This is a genomic window from Microvirga sp. GN3, from assembly GCF_055792825.1.
Map to the genome: position 1 here is coordinate 14,524 of NZ_JBVVAK010000101.1, position 14,826 is coordinate 29,349.

Genomic DNA, 14,826 nt, shown 5'->3' on the forward strand with positions numbered 1-14,826 from the left:
GCCAGTTTACTACTTCGCGCACACGCCTCAGATCCGGCCGAGCTCGGTAATCCTGCGCACATCCTTTGCCGTGCCGGTGTTCACCGTGGTGCCCGGTTCGAGCAGCACCACTTCACAGGTGTCATCCAGGGCGACGGGGCAATGCTCGACGCCATGCGGCACGACGATGAATTCGCCCGCCTCGACAATCTCATCACGGTCGCGGAACTTCATGAGCAGGCGCCCCTTGTGCACGAAGAACAGCTCGTCCTCCTGCGGGTGGAAGTGCCAGACGAACTCGCCCGCGAATTTGGCGAGCTTGATCTGCATATCGTTGATCTGGCCCGCGATCTTCGGCGACCAGGTGTCGGAGAAGCGCTGGAACGAGCTCGTCAGGTTTTTCTTGTGGAATGGCGAGATGTGCTTGTTGAGCGTGGCGACGTCGCGCAGAATCGCGGCGAGCTGGCTCGACACATCCTTTTCCGGTGCCGGGTATTTGCCGTCCAGCGCGGCCGTGCCGATGGTGAAGCCAGCAGCGCCAGCCTCCTTCACCACGGCGATCTGCTCGGGCGTGTCGATGGAGCCGGCGACGTAGACAGGCTTGGATACTGCGGCGCAGACTGCCTTGATAAGCGCTGGAACGTCTTCCTTGGACCGGTAGGCCAAAAGGTCCAGACCATACACGCCATCGCGTGCCGCGAGCGCCCGGGCACTGTCGACGATCTCGGCAATGCTGCCTTCCAGCACGCTCGGGTGGCCCGTGATATGGCCCGGGAAGGGACAATACTGGATGTCTGTGCCGGCGATCACCGGCAGGACGTCATCGACGCGCGTGCCGCCCAGCAACACATCCACGCCAATCTCGGTCGCGGCGCGTGCCGAAACGATCTCGCTGTCGCGGTCGAGCGACACAACCTCGAGATAGGAGGTCGCCCCGCCTGCCTTGATGGCCGCGTTGAGGGCCTTCAACTGCTCGATCGGTAGGCCGATATCCTTAAAGCCGATATGGCGGACGCCCAGGGCGAGCGCGGTCTGCAGTTGTGCCGATGCGTCCGCGACCGTGCGGTCGTTGCGCGTGAGCATGAAGATGAAGCGTAGTCCCATCAGACCTTCCTTTCGAGTTCCCTGGCTCTGGTCCGGGCGGCCACGAGCCGCCGCGCATAGGCCATCGCTGTTTGCAGACTGGCCGGATCGGCAATGCCCTGGCCGGCGATGTCGAACGCGGTCCCGTGGTCGGGACTGGTGCGGACGAATGGCAGGCCGAGCGTGATGTTCACGCCTTCTTCGAGGCCGAGATACTTCACGGGTATCAGGCCCTGATCGTGATACTGCGCCACGACGATGTCGAAGCGCCCCTTCCGGGCCTGCATGTAGACTGTGTCGCCAGGCCAGGGGCCGCTCGCGTCGATACCCTCGGCTCGCGCGGCTTCGATTGCCGGCCTGATGATCCGGATTTCTTCGTCGCCGAACAGGCCCCCTTCGCCGGCATGCGGGTTGAGACCTGCGACAGCCACCCGCGGGGATGCAATTCCGAGCGCCTGGCCGCCGTCATGCGCCAGCCGAATGGCCGCCATCTGCGCATCGAAATCCGCCTGGTCGATCGCCTTGCGCAGGGAGGTGTGGATCGTGACCAGAACGGTGCGAATATCGTTGTTAGCGAGCATCATCGCCACGCGCTCGGCACCGCCATAATTGGCCAGAATTTCGGTATGGCCGGGATAGCAGATGCCCGCGCTTCCCATCGCTTCCTTGTTGATCGGGGCGGTGACGATGCCGCTGACCTCGCCGGCCTTCGCCGCCGCGACGGCCGCGACGATCGTGTCGAAAGCGGCTTGGCCGGCGATCGCGTTCACGGCCCCGAACGGAGGCGCCACCTCGATCCGCGTGGCCTCGACAATCTCGATGACACGACCCTGGAACTGTGCCTCGCCCGGCGCAGCGATCGGTCTGACCGCCATGTCGAGGCCCAGGCGGCGCACGATGTCCTCCATGACAACGCGGCTGCCGAAGACCAGAGCGCGCTCACCGCCCTTGGCAAGCGTCTTCGCCACGATCTCAGGGCCAATGCCCGAAGCATCGCCCATGGTGATGGCGAGAGGAGCGATATTATTCATGGCAACACCTGTTCTGGTACCGTGGAGACCTGGCGGAGATGGGTGATCGCGCGGCGCAGGGCATCGTCATCCCCAAAGCCGCCTGCTTTCATGGCAATCAGCAGATTGCGCCCATCGTCTAGCGCCGCTCGGCCGAGCGGGAAGCCCGGCTCTATCTCCCGCAGGATCTCGAATGCCTGTATGCCGAGGCGATCGAGGATCGCCTCCATCGTGTCGCCGCCGGTGGCGATTACCATGTCGAACCCTCCGCCGCGCAGCCGTTCGGCCGCGTCCTGTGTGATCCGCCGCAGGATCGCCGCCGGATCATCGTGGCGCACAAGAGGTGCCCGCAGCAGAGTAACGCCCAGCTCTTGCGCAATTCTATCGGCCTGACGGTGACTGCGTGGATTTGCGCTTCCGATAGCAACAAGAACGTCGCCGCCGGCCCCGGCGGTCGGCCCGCAAGGCGGGCCATCAGGCGCAAGCCGCTTTGCCAGCGCCGCCGCCATGCCCGGAGAGCCTACCCACAAAATGGACTCCGGTTCCGGCAGGGCCTCGATCTGCGCATCGAGTTCTTCCTGGGTCGCGGCGTCGAGGATGACGACGCTCCCGATCGAGGACGGCACAAGATCGATCAGCCGCGAGTGTCGCGCCGGATGAACCGGATCGCGACCATAGATGGTCTCCGACACGGGTATACCATCCACAAGCTGAACGCCGCGAACGGTAGTGCGCCCGGCCGCAGGAAACGCCGGGGCAAAGACCAGCAGCTTGCGACCGCTCGCCTTGAACGATGCTTCGAGTTCGGCGCTCACGTTCCCGCGAAGTGTCGAGTCCACGGTCTTGTAGAAGACGTCGCGCGTCGCGAGCCGCGCGGTAAGGCTCGCAACACGTGTCGCCGCCTGTGGGGCCGAAACCGATCGCGATCCGCTGTCGACGGCGACGACCGTCCTTTCCACCAGCGGCATCCGGCGACGGCCGATCATCGCACGCTGGCCTCGCGCGACAAAGGGCGCGGCCCCGTCTGCGGCGCTGGTCAGGTCATCGGCCAGAATGCCGACCGTATATTCACCATTGGTTCGCATGGATCAATTATGGGCTTTCCGTGCTACCGGAAAAGCGATAGTTTTTAGCGATAATTGGTGATAATACCTCACCAATGAACCGATCAGAGATACCATCGCTGGACGACTTGCGCGCCTTTCACACAACGGCCCGCCTCGGCTCGGTCCGATTAGCCGCCGACGATCTCGCGCTGACCCACGGCGCCGTTAGCCGCCGGATCACCAAACTGTCCGAAGACCTTGGCTTTAGGCTTTTCGAGAAATCCGGCCGGGGCCTGCGACTTACGGCGGCGGGCGAGACTCTCAACCTGACGCTTAGCCGGTTCTTTGCAGAGCTGGCAATGACGATTGATAGCCTGCGAGCGGCCGACCCTCGGCACAACGCCCTGGTTCTCTCATGCGAACCTTCTGTCGCCATGCGCTGGCTGATTCCGAGACTTGCAAATTTTCAGGGCGCCCATCCCGATATAGCCCTGCATCTCTCAGTCGGCGGGGGGGCCGTCGAGTTCCGGCGCGAGCGGATCGACCTCGCCATACGTCGGCTCGACTTCGCGCTCCCGGAGGCGTGGCACGTCCAGCGCCTTTTTGCTGAGAAGATGGGGCCAATCATGAGCCCGCAACTTGCACCGGCATTTGCCGCCGGAGACTACATCGCTTTGGGTTCCAAGACCCGCCCGGATGCTTGGTCACACTGGCTTTCCGCTCACCCGTCGGTGCATCGCCCGACTGAGATCCGCTACTACGACCACCACTTCTTGATTGTTGAAGCCGCATCCGCGGGGTTAGGGGTTGCCCTCAGTCCACTTGTGCTCGCGACCGATGACGTAGACAGAGGACGTCTCATCGCCCCCGCCGGGTTCGATCCCGACGGAAGCCACTACGGCCTTATTTGGGCTGGCAACGACGAGCTGGGTGATAATGCTCGTACCCTCGCAGGATGGCTTCATGAAGAATGTAAGCAATCCTTCGAATAGCGGCGGTGCCCGCCCACACCAGCATATTCTAGGCGGAATCGACGGGACCGAGCGCCATGCGAGGCGCCTCAGCACCAACCGGCAAAGCCGCCATCTCAGCTATCATCAAGCCATTTGCAATCGCATGAGCGTGACCAATGCCCACCCGTCCGATTTATACGCTATGGTACGCTAAACCCACATTCGCGACGGTACCCACTTCCAAAGTGCTGAATCTATCGGCTTCTATTCTTGCCGTACTCTCAAATCGGAGGCCGGCAATGAAGCCCACCCAACGTCACACGCGGAGATCAATCCGGCGGCAACAACTGCGGGAGATTGTTCCGCTCGCCGACAGCACAATCTTCGACATGGAGCAGCGAGGCGAATTCCCCCCAGCTGCCAGCTGACATCTTGGAATGAGAATATCGACTTCCCGGCACCTTTGGGCATCAATAATGAGACAAATGGCCAGCCCATTTTCTCAAATTAGATGTCAATCGGAGGCGCGATTCCCCGGACAGCGACGGCCGCGAATGCCTCAAAGTGCCTCCTGTAGATCGGTCGGCAGGCTGGGCGCAGGTAGTCAATGATGCTGGCGGGGCTTGCCGCAACCGACGAAAGGCCGGCAAGCAAGGCTACCCTCAGATCGGGTGGAATGCTACCGATCGCCCCCTGGTTCACCCGGCGCTTCACCAATCGCGCGTGGTCGTCAAACTCTGGGATGAGTTCGTTCAGCAGCCAGCCCTTATAAAACCCATCGAAAGGTTGGCCGGGGCGATACCAGCTGGGCAGAAGCAACAGGCGCATCACCGCAATCGGCGCTTCAGGCATTGAAGTCTGGCCGGTTACATAATTCTCAACGAGGCTCTCCCCTGCCCTCGCGCCGTCCCACCACCTTTCTCCAAAGGGGCTGGTTTCACGCAGACTCAAGGCACTGCCGTGTGAGCCACTGCGCTCCGAGAGCGGTCCGCCACGCAGCCGGCAGGTGATCCGCCACGCCTCAATCCAGCTCTTCAGCACCACACCATGAACGCCCGCCGTCTGGTGCTGATCGACACATGACCGACAGACCAGAGCTCTGTTCTGCCGCGTCAGAAGCCGAGCCTCGGCCGGTAATCCAGCATGGCTCATGCCGCCGAGGCCTGTGGGGTCGCAGCGGAGCACGCGTGAGAGGCGTCCAACCTGCTCAAGGCTGAGCCGGTGATCGACCGTACGCAAGGTGGATACCCTCAGCCCGAGCCAGGCAATGAGTGCTGCTTCTGAGACAGCGTAGTAAGCAGCGTGCCGGCGCAGCCAAGACGAGAGCACCTCGTCCGGACATGCTTCAAGCACAACCGGAAAGGACTTCGGTTCATGGTCCTGGCCCATCTCGGAAGGCGGGCTCCTCCTCGCTGACCGGCCTCCAAGCATCAACAGCGGCCTCGATGATTTCCTCCGGGCCGCTCTCAATGGCCGCGATGGCAACATCATTGAGGAGCCGGAACACCCAGGCGGTGACGCCACCCGTGACCTGGAGAATACGGCGGAGACCCCGCGGCGTCAGCACACTCGGTTGAGGGAGGGGCAGGTTGCGGACGATGGCAAGCACAAGCTGTTCGAATTCCTCATTCGCCGACCAGCGGGGCCATGTTATGACGTCAAAGCGCCGGGCGAGCTGGACGTCCCCGTCGATCGCCTCACGGGCCTCGGGGCGATACCGACGCAGACGAGCGAGAGCTTGAGCTCGTTGCTGAGATACCGCAGCGAGTTCAGCATGACCCGCTGCTCACGCCAGGTGCCAGCGAGAATGTTATGCACCTCGTCGATCTGACCCCTAGCTCCCAAGCGACATCTGCAACATCACTGCTAGAGCATCGGACCCAAAAGTGGGCCCACTTTTGGGTCCGATGCTCTAATGTGATCCGGCTTCAGTTACCAACTCGCCTATTCGTGCAACAAAGCGCCAGCCGGCCCGCAATCGAGCGCGCGGCGACAGCAAGCCTTTCAGGAAGACCGACATCCGTCATGGCACGGGCCAAAGCGTCGGCCCCTACGCCTCCTGAGCCCAAACTCATCGTAAAATTCTCCAAAGCGCAAAATTGAATTTGTTCTTAATAACGAACGATGTCAAGGTCAGGCGGTTCTGGGCCGGAGGGATGGCTGATTGATCCATGGAACAAGGTGCCCCAAGTAGAGAAGATTTATTCACCAGCAGTCGGAACGAGAGAATTTATACTTGGCAAAAGGCGGGATGCAGAGATGGACCGCATCGACCGAAAAATTTTGGCCCTTCTTCAGCAGGATGGCACGCTATCTGTCGCAGATATCGGTCACCGGGTGGGCTTGTCGCAAACTCCCTGCTGGAAACGTATCCAGCGTCTTGAAGCCGAGGGGGTGATCCAGCGGCGCGTGGCGCTTCTGGATCCTGAAAAGCTCGGACTTGGCCTGACGGTCTTCGTGTGCATCGAAGCCGGGGACCATACCCAGGAATCGATCGATCAGTTCGTCAATGCGATCGCGACCATGAGCGAGGTTGTCGAGTTTCATCGTATGGCTGGCGATGTCGACTACATCCTTCGCGTCGTTGTTGCTGACGTCAAGGCGTACGACTTGTTCTACAAGCGTTTGATCGGAATCGTCCCGCTGAAGAACGTCAGCTCGCGCTTCAGTGTCGAGCGCGTGAAGTCCATCACGGCGCTGCCGATTGAGATCGCAGCTTAGGGCCGCAACGCTTCCCCAAAGTCAGGCTCCGACCGGCTGATCGCCCCAAGGCTCAGGTTCGGCAAAATTCCTTTTCTCTGTCAGACTTGGAGCGGGAAAAGAACTTTCTATCAGTTATGGTTCTTTAAAAAGGACGTTTCATTGACTTGTCATGGAGCCTCGCGCGAAACTCAGGCCATGTCAGCATCTGCCCTTCTGCCCCAAACAGCGCCCTGTGGAGACGACGACCGGCTCAGCCTCGATCGCGTTCTGAGTGTAGCCTCCCCGATCCAGCGCGCATGGCTCGCCGGCTTTCTCGCCGGAATCGACGCAGGCAAAGTGCCGCTCCCGCACGTGCATGCGCCGGCCCGTTCGGCGGAGCCTCTCACGATCCTCTTTGCCAGCGAGTCCGGCAATGCGGAGCGGCTGGCCCAGGGTGTGGCGAAGCTCGCCCGAAAGAGCGGCTTCAAGCCAAAGATCATTGACTTTGCTGACCTCGACTTCGCTGATCTGCCAAAGCAGGGGCGTCTCGTGGTGATTGCCGCCACCTGGGGCGAAGTTGAGCCACCTTCCCGGGCGAGCCGAGCCTACGTAGACTTGATGGGACCGTCACCGCCGCGGCTCGAGGGCACAAGCTTCGCTGTCCTGGCCTTGGGCGATACCGCCTATGCGGAATTCTGTGGCGTCGGCAAAGCCATTGACGCGCGGCTCGCCGAGCTGGGAGCGTCGCGTGCGGTCGACAGGATCGATTGCGACCTCGACTTCGAAGCTCCCGCAGCGGCTTGGATCAAGAGCATGCTCGAAGCGTTTGCACCGGCTCACGAGAGTTCCAGCAATGTGGTGTCGGGCGACTTCAGCCACCGTGCCAGCACCCAGATCAGCCGCGAGCCAGTGGTCGCCGAGATCGTCGAGCACGTCAATCTGAACTCCTCGCGCTCCGATAAGGAAACCGTCCATCTAGCGCTCGCCTTCGATGGCACCGCTCCGGCCTATGAACCCGGCGACTCGCTCGACCTGTTCCCCGAGGGTACTGTCAAGTTGATGCCGAGTGGAACCGCTGGCGCGGTGGAGCCGTTAGGGCAGTCCAGGCTATTATACGAGGGCAGCACCGCTCGCATCGCGCCAAGTGGCGAGGGCGTGATCACGCGCAGCCCGATACTCACTGGCCGAGAGTCGATGACGGCGGAGTTGAAAGTGGTTGTGGATCGGGGCGTGAGTGGCGAGAAACTGCTGGGCATGCCAGGCTGATTTGAATCGCCTCATGTGACGCTCACGTCTTCGAACTGGTTGGTGCGAGACGTCACAGCGATTGTTCAGACATCGAATCTGCCGATGTTTGACGCTGGGCAAGATCTCGCGTTTGGCAGCGCCGTAGGATCCGAGTTTATCGGTCACGATGGCCCGTGGCACGTAGCACAAACCCTTCAGCAACTTGCGAAAGAAGCGCTTGGCTGCCTTCTTGTTGCGCCGGCTCTGAACCAGAACATCAAGCACGTACCCGTACTGATCCACGGCTCGCCAGAGATAGTGCAGTTTGCCTCGGATGCGGACGAACACCTCATCTAAAAACCACTTGTCACCCAGCTTCGGCCGGCGCCGTTTGAGCCGGTTGGCATAGGCGCGTCCGAAGCGCAGGCTCCATTCCCGGATGGTCTCGTAGCTGACTTCAATGCCTCGCGCTGCCAGGATCAGCTCGACCTCCCGCAGGCTGAGACTGAAGCAATGGTAGAGCCAAACCGCCTGATTGATGATGTCAGCCGGAAAGTGGTAGCCACGGTACGGGTTGGGGGTCGTGCTCATGCCCGAGATCCTGCCATAAGCCCGAACTCGCGCCAACCTGACAGCACCCCTGATCGGCCAGCCGCCACAGAACACGCTGGCGTTCGAGCCACGTCTCATCGCCTCCCGATCTGGCCCGATGGAGCTCGTCACAGGCGTGTCCATCATCGTTCAGGACGCCGCCGAGGACGTGCCCGAGACGGACCTCGTTTTCGTGCCCAACGTGATGGTCGACACACCGGCCGATCTGCGGCGCCTGGACCGGGAACTAATCGGCTGGATCAGCCGCATGTACGAGGGCGGAGCTCATGTCTATGCGGCCTGCGGCGGCTCGCTGGTTTTGGCGGAAGCCGGATTGCTCGATGGCATGGAGGCGACGACGCACTGGGGCTACGCGGATCTGCTCCGGCGGGCCTATCCGAACGTCCGCGTGTGCGCGGAACGCATCCTCGTGCAGGCTGGCCCCGGCCAGCGGATCGTCTCGGCTGGAGGTGCGTACTCGTGGCAAGATCTAGTACTCTATCTGGTCGCCAAGCATGTCGGAACCGAGGAGGCGCTGCGCCTGTCCAAGGTGTTCCTGTATCAGTGGCACCGCGACGGTTAGCTTCCCTATGCCTCCATGGTTCGGAACGTCACTCACAGTGATGCCGTCATTCGTGAGCAGCAGAAGTGGATCGCCGTCAACTACGAGCGCCTGCACATTGTCACCGAGATGATCCAGCGCTCGGGATTGCCCAGCCGCAGCTTTGCCCGCCGTTTCAGAGCCGCCACCGGCTACACTCCCATTGCTTACGTACAGGCCTTGCGCGTCGAGGAGGCCAAGCATTTGCTGGAGACCACCGACATGGCGGTGGAGGCCATCGGGGCTGAGGTGGGCTACCAAGATACGGCGTCGTTCCACCGCCTGTTCCGGCTGACTGCCATGACCCCGGCCGAATACCGTCGCAAGTTCCGGCTCCCGAACTTCCTCAAAGTTATAGACCGGCAGCCCTTACGTCGCCTTGCACAACGCACCTGAAAATCGGTACCGAGCAGCTATGTCCAAACAGTACTTAGAAGAGCGCTAATGCTCCCAAGCACTTTAGAAGAATTATAATCGACGACAAATTGGTCGAAAGCTTCTTGTTTCCAGCCGCTCCTGCGCGCTAAAGGCAAATGCATTCCCTCACCCTCATAACGAGGAAGCTCCCCATGAGCATCTTGAAGGCATTTCTGGCCGGCACCGGCCTTTGCGCCGTTCTCGGTTTTGCCGCAACTTCAGCCATTGCTGCTCCAACAAAATACCCGCTCACCATCGAAAACTGCGGCACAAAGGTCACGGCGCAGAAAGCGCCGGAACGGGCCATCGGCCTCGGCCAGAACAGCGCCGAGATCATGCTGCTGCTCGGCCTGGAGGACAAGATGGTAGGCACTGCCTTCTGGCCGAACAAGGTCTTGCCGCAGCTCGCCGAAGCGAATGCAAAGGTCAAGCTGCTGACTGTCGAGTTCCCGACCTTCGAGGCCATCCTTGCTCAAAATCCGGATTTCGTGGCAGCGGCACTGCCGAGCCTGCTCGGCCCTTCCAGCAAAGTGGCCAAGCGCGAGGACTTCGACAAGGTTGGAGTTTCAACCTATGTGTCGCCGAGCACCTGCGTCAGCGAGGTGACGGCGAAGGATAAGTTCGGTTACGGCGACCGGGCAAAGCTTTGGAACATGGATATTCTCTATCAGGAGATCGACGAGCTCGCCCAGATTTTCGACGTGCGTGACCGAGGCCAGGCTTTGATCGCTGATCTGAAAAAGCGTGAGGCTGCCTTGCGTGCCGAGCCACCCAAGGATGGCAAGAAGCTGTCCTATGTATTCTGGTTCTCCAGCCCGTCGCCGTCTGCCGACGCCTATCTCGGAGGAAAGAATAGCGCCTCCGGTTTCATCGCCGATGTACTTGGCGGAACGAACGCCATCACTTCTGAGGCTGAATCGCCTGCGCTCGGCTGGGAAAGCATCATCGCGACCAACCCTGACGTGATCGTCGTCGCAAAAGTCGACCGTAACCGCTGGGAGCTCGACAAGGCGGAGGCAAAGATCAAGTTTCTGACCACTGACCCAGCCACCAGCCAGATGCCGGCGGTCAAGAACAAGGCGATCGTAACCATGGACGGCCAGGCCATGAACCCGACCGTACGGACGATTTACGGCGCGGAGCAGGTCGCTGAACAGTTGAAGGCACTTGGCCTCAAGTGACTATCACGGTCGACAACAGCGGATCGGGTAAACGACTGCAAACGCTGGCTAGAGTTGCCGGGTTGCTCCTGGTCTGCTTTGCTGCCATCGCGCTGGTTGTCGGCATCAGCGTCGGGATCGGCGATCTGCCGATTCCTCTTGCCACAACATATTCAGCCATCACCAATCGGTTGGGGTGGACGGCGATCGAGCTCAATCGCATCCATGAAACCGTCATCTGGGACTATCGGCTGAGCCGGGCTCTGGTTGCGGTATTCTGCGGCGCGGGGCTCGCGCTGTCTGGCGCGATCATGCAATCACTGCTGCGTAACCCGCTGGCCGAGCCCTATGTGCTGGGCATTTCCGCAGGCGCTTCCACGGGCGCGGTTTCCATTGTCATCTTGGGGCTCGGTGCCGGGGCGGTATCGCTCTCCGCAGGCGCCTTTGCCGGCGCTTTCGCTGCCTTCTTCCTCGTCGCACTCCTTTCGAATGGAGCGCGCGGCGGTGCCGACCGGACAATCCTGGCAGGTGTCGCCGCATCGCAATTGTTCAATGCTGCGACCGCCTACATCGTCACCACCTCGGGCAATGCCCAGCAGGCACGTGACGTGATGTTTTGGCTGCTCGGCAGCTTCGGCGGCGTGCGCTGGCCAGAGTTCACCCTGGTGTCGATCGTCGTCGGGCTCGCTTTGATCGTCTGCCTTTTTTCCGCGCGTGTTCTGGATGCCTTTGCCTTCGGAGATGAGGCTGCCGCCTCGCTAGGTGTCAATGTTGGCCGAACACGCATCATGCTTTTCGCGCTGACTGCGATCATGACTGCAACCATCGTCAGCATGGTTGGAACGATCGGCTTTGTCGGGCTCGTCGTTCCTCATGCAGCGCGTTTCGTGGTCGGTCCGCTGCATGCCCGGCTGCTGCCAGCCTGCGCGATCGCGGGAGCGATCTTTATGGTTCTTGCCGACATCGCCTCCCGCACGCTCATTCCCCAGCAGGTCCTGCCGATTGGCGTCGTAACGGCACTGGTGGGCGTGCCGTTCTTCTCGATCATTCTCTATAGGCTCCAGCGCGCATCATGAGCATCAAAGCCGACAACTTGGTCTGGAAGATTGGTTCGAAGACGGTAATCGACGGCATCTCTTTCGCAGCGGAACCGGGTAAGATGCTGGGTCTGCTCGGCCCAAACGGCTCCGGCAAGACCTCACTCTTGCGGCTGCTCGCGGGGCTGAAGCAACCGCAATCGGGGCAGATCACACTGGATGGGGCTGACATCACTAAGATCGGTCGTCGTTCTATTGCTAAGCGCGTCGCCTTCATCGAGCAACACGCAACCACGAATGCCAATCTCAAGGTCATCGATGTCGTCAAGCTCGGTCGCTTTCCACATCGATCATTGTTCTCCGGCTGGACGCATACAGACGAAGCAGCCGCCAAAGAGGCTCTTGAGCGCACGGGAATGACCGCGAAGCGCAACGACCCCTGGCAGAGTCTTTCGGGCGGCGAAAAGCAACGTACTCACCTTGCCCGCGCGCTTGCACAGTCGCCAAAGGAACTGATCCTCGACGAACCGACAAACCATCTCGACGTCCACCACCAGATCAGCCTCCTGCGGCTCGTTTCGCGCCTGCCGTTGACCAGTATCATCGCGCTTCACGACCTCAATCACGCAGCGATGTACTGTGACCGACTGCTTGTTATGCAAGCCGGAAAGATTGTTGCCTCAGGTACGCCTGAGGACGTGCTGACACAGGACTTGCTTCGCGACGTATTTTCGGTGGAAGCACACGTAGCGCCCTCCCCCTACCACGCAAGGCCCCATATTCACTTCGTGCGATAACGGGGATCCCGCCGGGACAAGTCCTCCCTTGGATCTTGGGAATAGGCGCATGCCGGCTTATCTGCGTGGAGCACGGCAGCCAACAAGGCGATCTTGTGAAGGACCTAGAGTGAAACCAGGCACGAAAACCCGACCACCGGAATTGTCCTTCGCATTCTGTCCGGCTTCCTTTTCGCAGGAATGTCGATCTGCATCAAGGCGATCTCAAACGAAGTGCCGATCGGCGAGATTGTGTTCTTCCGCTCGGCGTTCGCGTTGCTACCGCTCGCGGTTTTTCTATGGCTGCGAGCCGAGTTTCCACACGGGCTTGCAACAAGGCGGCCGGTCGGACATCTACTGCGTTCGAGCCTGGGCGCTGCAGCCATGTTTGCATCGTTCGCATCGATCGCGCGGCTCCCTTTAGCAGAAGCCACATTGCTGAGTTACCTGTCGCCGACCTTCACGAGCATAGCGGGCGTTCTCCTCCTTTCCGAACGTGTCACAATCTGGCGCGTCGGCGGCGTGGTACTTGGACTAGCTGGCGTCCTGGCGCTGGTCTGGCCGGAGATCGGCCATGTCGATCTGGACGGCGACCGCGTGTGGGCATACGGCCTCGGTTTGCTGATGGGGATCCTGACGGCGTTCGCCCTCATCATGGTTCGCAGCCTCAGTAGGACTGAAAATCCCAGCGCTATCGCCTTCTACTTCGTGATAGCGTCGATGATCGGCGGAATAGCAACTGTGCCATTTGGTTGGATCATGCCCGATTGGTACGGGCTCGTGCTTCTTGTCTTGGCAGGATTATTTGGGGGCTTCGCTCATATCGCGATGACACTCGCCTTCAGACACGCGGAGGCATCTCTGCTCGCGCCGTTTGAATAGCTCGCAATTGTCTGGCCGATCATAGCGGACGTGCTTCTGCTCGATGCCGCCCTTTCCTTTGCTTTCATAACGGCGCTTCCGCTCGTTCTTTCCGGGGCAGCCTTGGCTGCCGTCGAGGGGCGGCGAAGAGCGAGTCGCTAGGTGAAGGCGAGATGAGGGACCGGCATCGTCAACTTATCGACTTGAGGCAGGTTCACTCCTTCAGGAGCATTGGATCGGGCACTCGCGGCGCTGGTCACCTCGCTCCAGAACTGGAAGACCTGAGCTCGGGACGCGCGAGGCTCAGCGGCATTGGCTCTTGCAGGACGGCGGAAGAGGTTTGCGACTTGGTGGTGAACCGAGAGGCAGCGTTGGGTCTGCCCGGCTGATTTGAAGCGTTTCATGATGCGCTCGCGCCGACGGGTCGGCTGGTGACGGTTTGAGCCCGATCCGCTGATCAAGAATGAAATCGTGCAAACGCGGGCTAGCCTGGAGGAATGGAAGCAGGCGCTCTTGCTGTCGGGAGATCCCGGCACAGGAGATCAGACGCGCTATGACTGCTTAAGCAATCGGGTGCGGCGCCTGATCGATCTCCTCTCGGTCGTCGAACGGTGTGGCGGTGACAGGACCAGCCCAGGCGGATATGTCGCAAACCCTTTGTTTCACAGTTTCAGCTACTGCTCTCTGAGGTTCAGGGGCGGAGGGTGGCGTGTTCAAGGATAGGCATTTCGATCGCTCCGTGATCCTGCTCTGCGTGCGCTGGTATTTGGCCTACAATCTCAGCCTCCGAAGTTTGGAAGAGATGATGGAGGAGCGCGGCATCTCCGTTGACCACGCAACGGTCGGCGACGTGTGAGAAAATCCCTTTGGCAGGCCAGGTGGCGTCCCTTCACAGTGGTCACTCCTCCACGATGTCTGTGAGCGGACGAGCGGTCGTTATGCAGGAGATCTACTCGGTAAGGGGCCCAGCTTGCGACGTCAGCACCTGCCGATTTGCCTTCTTCAGGCTATGTGTGCTCCAAAACGCGGCCGCCACCGCAGTCGGATCCACTGCTGGACATTGTAGGTCAATACCGCCCAGAGCGCCTCGGTGCCGACCTTCGCCAGCCCACGCACGTGAAAGCGACGGAGATCAAGCTTCTCCTTCAGCCATGCATTGACCAGTTCCGCCACGCGTCCACGCTCACGCAGCAAGGTCCGTGTTTCGGGACTGGCTTGACGAGCCCGGAAGGCGCTCACCACCGGATCCTCATGCGTGACCACGATCGACCGCCCGTAGGTGCGATTGCCAGAACAGCACTGGCGGCGGCTGGGACAGACCCGACAATCGGTCTTGCTGGCCTGGTAGCGCACCAGCCTTCGTCCCGGCCGGTCATGGCCGTCGCGGGCCGTCAGACGCTTAC

General features: G+C 60.9%; 16 protein-coding genes and 4 pseudogenes. 11 read left to right on the forward strand and 9 right to left on the reverse strand.

The window, feature by feature from the left end:
* Window positions 1–27: 27 nt before the first annotated feature.
* The 3 genes from ACS5Q1_RS32840 to ACS5Q1_RS32850 are packed head-to-tail and all read right to left on the reverse strand — an operon-like array spanning window position 28 to window position 3,157.
* Window positions 28–1,062, reverse strand: a complete 1,035-nt coding sequence (locus ACS5Q1_RS32840) for a cupin domain-containing protein (protein WP_473102146.1) — start codon at window positions 1,060–1,062, stop codon at window positions 28–30.
* 20 nt (window positions 1,063–1,082) lie between these two features.
* Window positions 1,083–2,093, reverse strand: a complete 1,011-nt coding sequence (gene pdxA, locus ACS5Q1_RS32845; protein ID WP_473102147.1) for a 4-hydroxythreonine-4-phosphate dehydrogenase PdxA — start codon at window positions 2,091–2,093, stop codon at window positions 1,083–1,085.
* Window positions 2,090–3,157, reverse strand: a complete 1,068-nt coding sequence (locus ACS5Q1_RS32850; protein WP_473102148.1) for a four-carbon acid sugar kinase family protein — start codon at window positions 3,155–3,157, stop codon at window positions 2,090–2,092. Before ACS5Q1_RS32850 ends, pdxA begins: the two co-directional genes overlap by 4 nt.
* Window positions 3,158–3,231: 74 nt before the next feature.
* Here ACS5Q1_RS32850 and ACS5Q1_RS32855 point away from each other — a divergent pair, with 74 nt between their 5' ends.
* Window positions 3,232–4,110, forward strand: a complete 879-nt coding sequence (locus tag ACS5Q1_RS32855) for a LysR family transcriptional regulator (RefSeq protein WP_473102149.1) — start codon at window positions 3,232–3,234, stop codon at window positions 4,108–4,110.
* 260 nt (window positions 4,111–4,370) lie between these two features.
* Window positions 4,371–4,484, forward strand: a pseudogene (locus ACS5Q1_RS32860) (helix-turn-helix transcriptional regulator); the annotation flags it as partial.
* Window positions 4,485–4,578: 94 nt separating this feature from the next.
* Here the strand turns inward: ACS5Q1_RS32860 and ACS5Q1_RS32865 are convergent.
* From ACS5Q1_RS32865 to ACS5Q1_RS32875, 3 genes are read right to left on the reverse strand one after another with little or no spacing between them, the layout of a single operon-like run.
* Entirely contained in the window at window positions 4,579–5,460 is an 882-nt protein-coding gene (locus ACS5Q1_RS32865; RefSeq protein ID WP_473102150.1) for a TniQ family protein, read from the reverse strand.
* Window positions 5,444–5,680 carry a hypothetical protein gene (locus tag ACS5Q1_RS32870; RefSeq protein WP_473102151.1) on the reverse strand — a complete coding sequence of 79 codons (237 nt, stop codon included), beginning with the start codon at window positions 5,678–5,680 and terminating at the stop codon, window positions 5,444–5,446. Before ACS5Q1_RS32870 ends, ACS5Q1_RS32865 begins: the two co-directional genes overlap by 17 nt.
* Before the next feature lie 41 nt (window positions 5,681–5,721).
* Window positions 5,722–5,847, reverse strand: coding sequence for a hypothetical protein (locus ACS5Q1_RS32875; RefSeq protein ID WP_473102159.1), 126 nt, complete (start codon window positions 5,845–5,847; stop codon window positions 5,722–5,724).
* Window positions 5,848–6,330: 483 nt separating this feature from the next.
* Between ACS5Q1_RS32875 and ACS5Q1_RS32880 the strand changes: the two genes are divergently transcribed.
* Window positions 6,331–6,792 carry an Lrp/AsnC family transcriptional regulator gene (locus tag ACS5Q1_RS32880; RefSeq protein ID WP_473102152.1) on the forward strand — a complete coding sequence of 154 codons (462 nt, stop codon included), beginning with the start codon at window positions 6,331–6,333 and terminating at the stop codon, window positions 6,790–6,792.
* Window positions 6,793–6,969: 177 nt separating this feature from the next.
* Window positions 6,970–7,815 (forward strand): annotated as a pseudogene (locus ACS5Q1_RS32885) (flavodoxin domain-containing protein); the annotation flags it as partial.
* Between the two features lie 48 nt (window positions 7,816–7,863).
* Here the strand turns inward: ACS5Q1_RS32885 and ACS5Q1_RS32890 are convergent.
* Window positions 7,864–8,571 (reverse strand): IS6 family transposase, encoded by a 708-nt coding sequence (locus ACS5Q1_RS32890; RefSeq protein WP_473102153.1) that lies wholly within the window; start codon window positions 8,569–8,571, stop codon window positions 7,864–7,866.
* Between the two features lie 97 nt (window positions 8,572–8,668).
* On the opposite strand from ACS5Q1_RS32890, the gene ACS5Q1_RS32895 reads away from it, so the two are divergent.
* The 6 genes from ACS5Q1_RS32895 (at window position 8,669) to ACS5Q1_RS32920 (ending at window position 13,444) form a co-directional block, all read left to right on the forward strand.
* Entirely contained in the window at window positions 8,669–9,154 is a 486-nt protein-coding gene (locus ACS5Q1_RS32895; RefSeq protein ID WP_473102160.1) for a DJ-1/PfpI family protein, read from the forward strand.
* Between the two features lie 15 nt (window positions 9,155–9,169).
* Window positions 9,170–9,568, forward strand: a complete 399-nt coding sequence (locus ACS5Q1_RS32900) for a helix-turn-helix domain-containing protein (protein ID WP_473102154.1) — start codon at window positions 9,170–9,172, stop codon at window positions 9,566–9,568.
* A 173-nt stretch (window positions 9,569–9,741) separates the two neighbouring features.
* On the forward strand, window positions 9,742–10,770 hold the full coding sequence (locus ACS5Q1_RS32905) for an ABC transporter substrate-binding protein (RefSeq protein ID WP_473102155.1): 1,029 nt from the start codon (window positions 9,742–9,744) through the stop codon (window positions 10,768–10,770).
* 35 nt (window positions 10,771–10,805) lie between these two features.
* Window positions 10,806–11,825 (forward strand): FecCD family ABC transporter permease, encoded by a 1,020-nt coding sequence (locus ACS5Q1_RS32910; protein ID WP_473102161.1) that lies wholly within the window; start codon window positions 10,806–10,808, stop codon window positions 11,823–11,825.
* On the forward strand, window positions 11,822–12,583 hold the full coding sequence (locus tag ACS5Q1_RS32915) for an ABC transporter ATP-binding protein (protein ID WP_473102156.1): 762 nt from the start codon (window positions 11,822–11,824) through the stop codon (window positions 12,581–12,583). The genes ACS5Q1_RS32910 and ACS5Q1_RS32915 overlap by 4 nt, the downstream gene beginning before the upstream one ends.
* Before the next feature lie 141 nt (window positions 12,584–12,724).
* Window positions 12,725–13,444: a DMT family transporter gene (locus ACS5Q1_RS32920; RefSeq protein WP_473102162.1), complete on the forward strand. Its 720-nt coding sequence runs from the start codon at window positions 12,725–12,727 to the stop codon at window positions 13,442–13,444.
* Between the two features lie 221 nt (window positions 13,445–13,665).
* Here the strand turns inward: ACS5Q1_RS32920 and ACS5Q1_RS32925 are convergent.
* Window positions 13,666–13,863: pseudogene (locus tag ACS5Q1_RS32925) on the reverse strand (IS6 family transposase); the annotation flags it as partial.
* 269 nt (window positions 13,864–14,132) lie between these two features.
* Here ACS5Q1_RS32925 and ACS5Q1_RS32930 point away from each other — a divergent pair.
* A pseudogene (locus ACS5Q1_RS32930) lies at window positions 14,133–14,267 on the forward strand (IS6 family transposase); the annotation flags it as partial.
* A 158-nt stretch (window positions 14,268–14,425) separates the two neighbouring features.
* Here ACS5Q1_RS32930 and ACS5Q1_RS32935 read toward each other — a convergent pair.
* Window positions 14,426–14,826, reverse strand: a 401-nt coding sequence (locus ACS5Q1_RS32935; RefSeq protein ID WP_473102157.1) for a transposase, incomplete at its 5' end; no start/stop codon positions are given.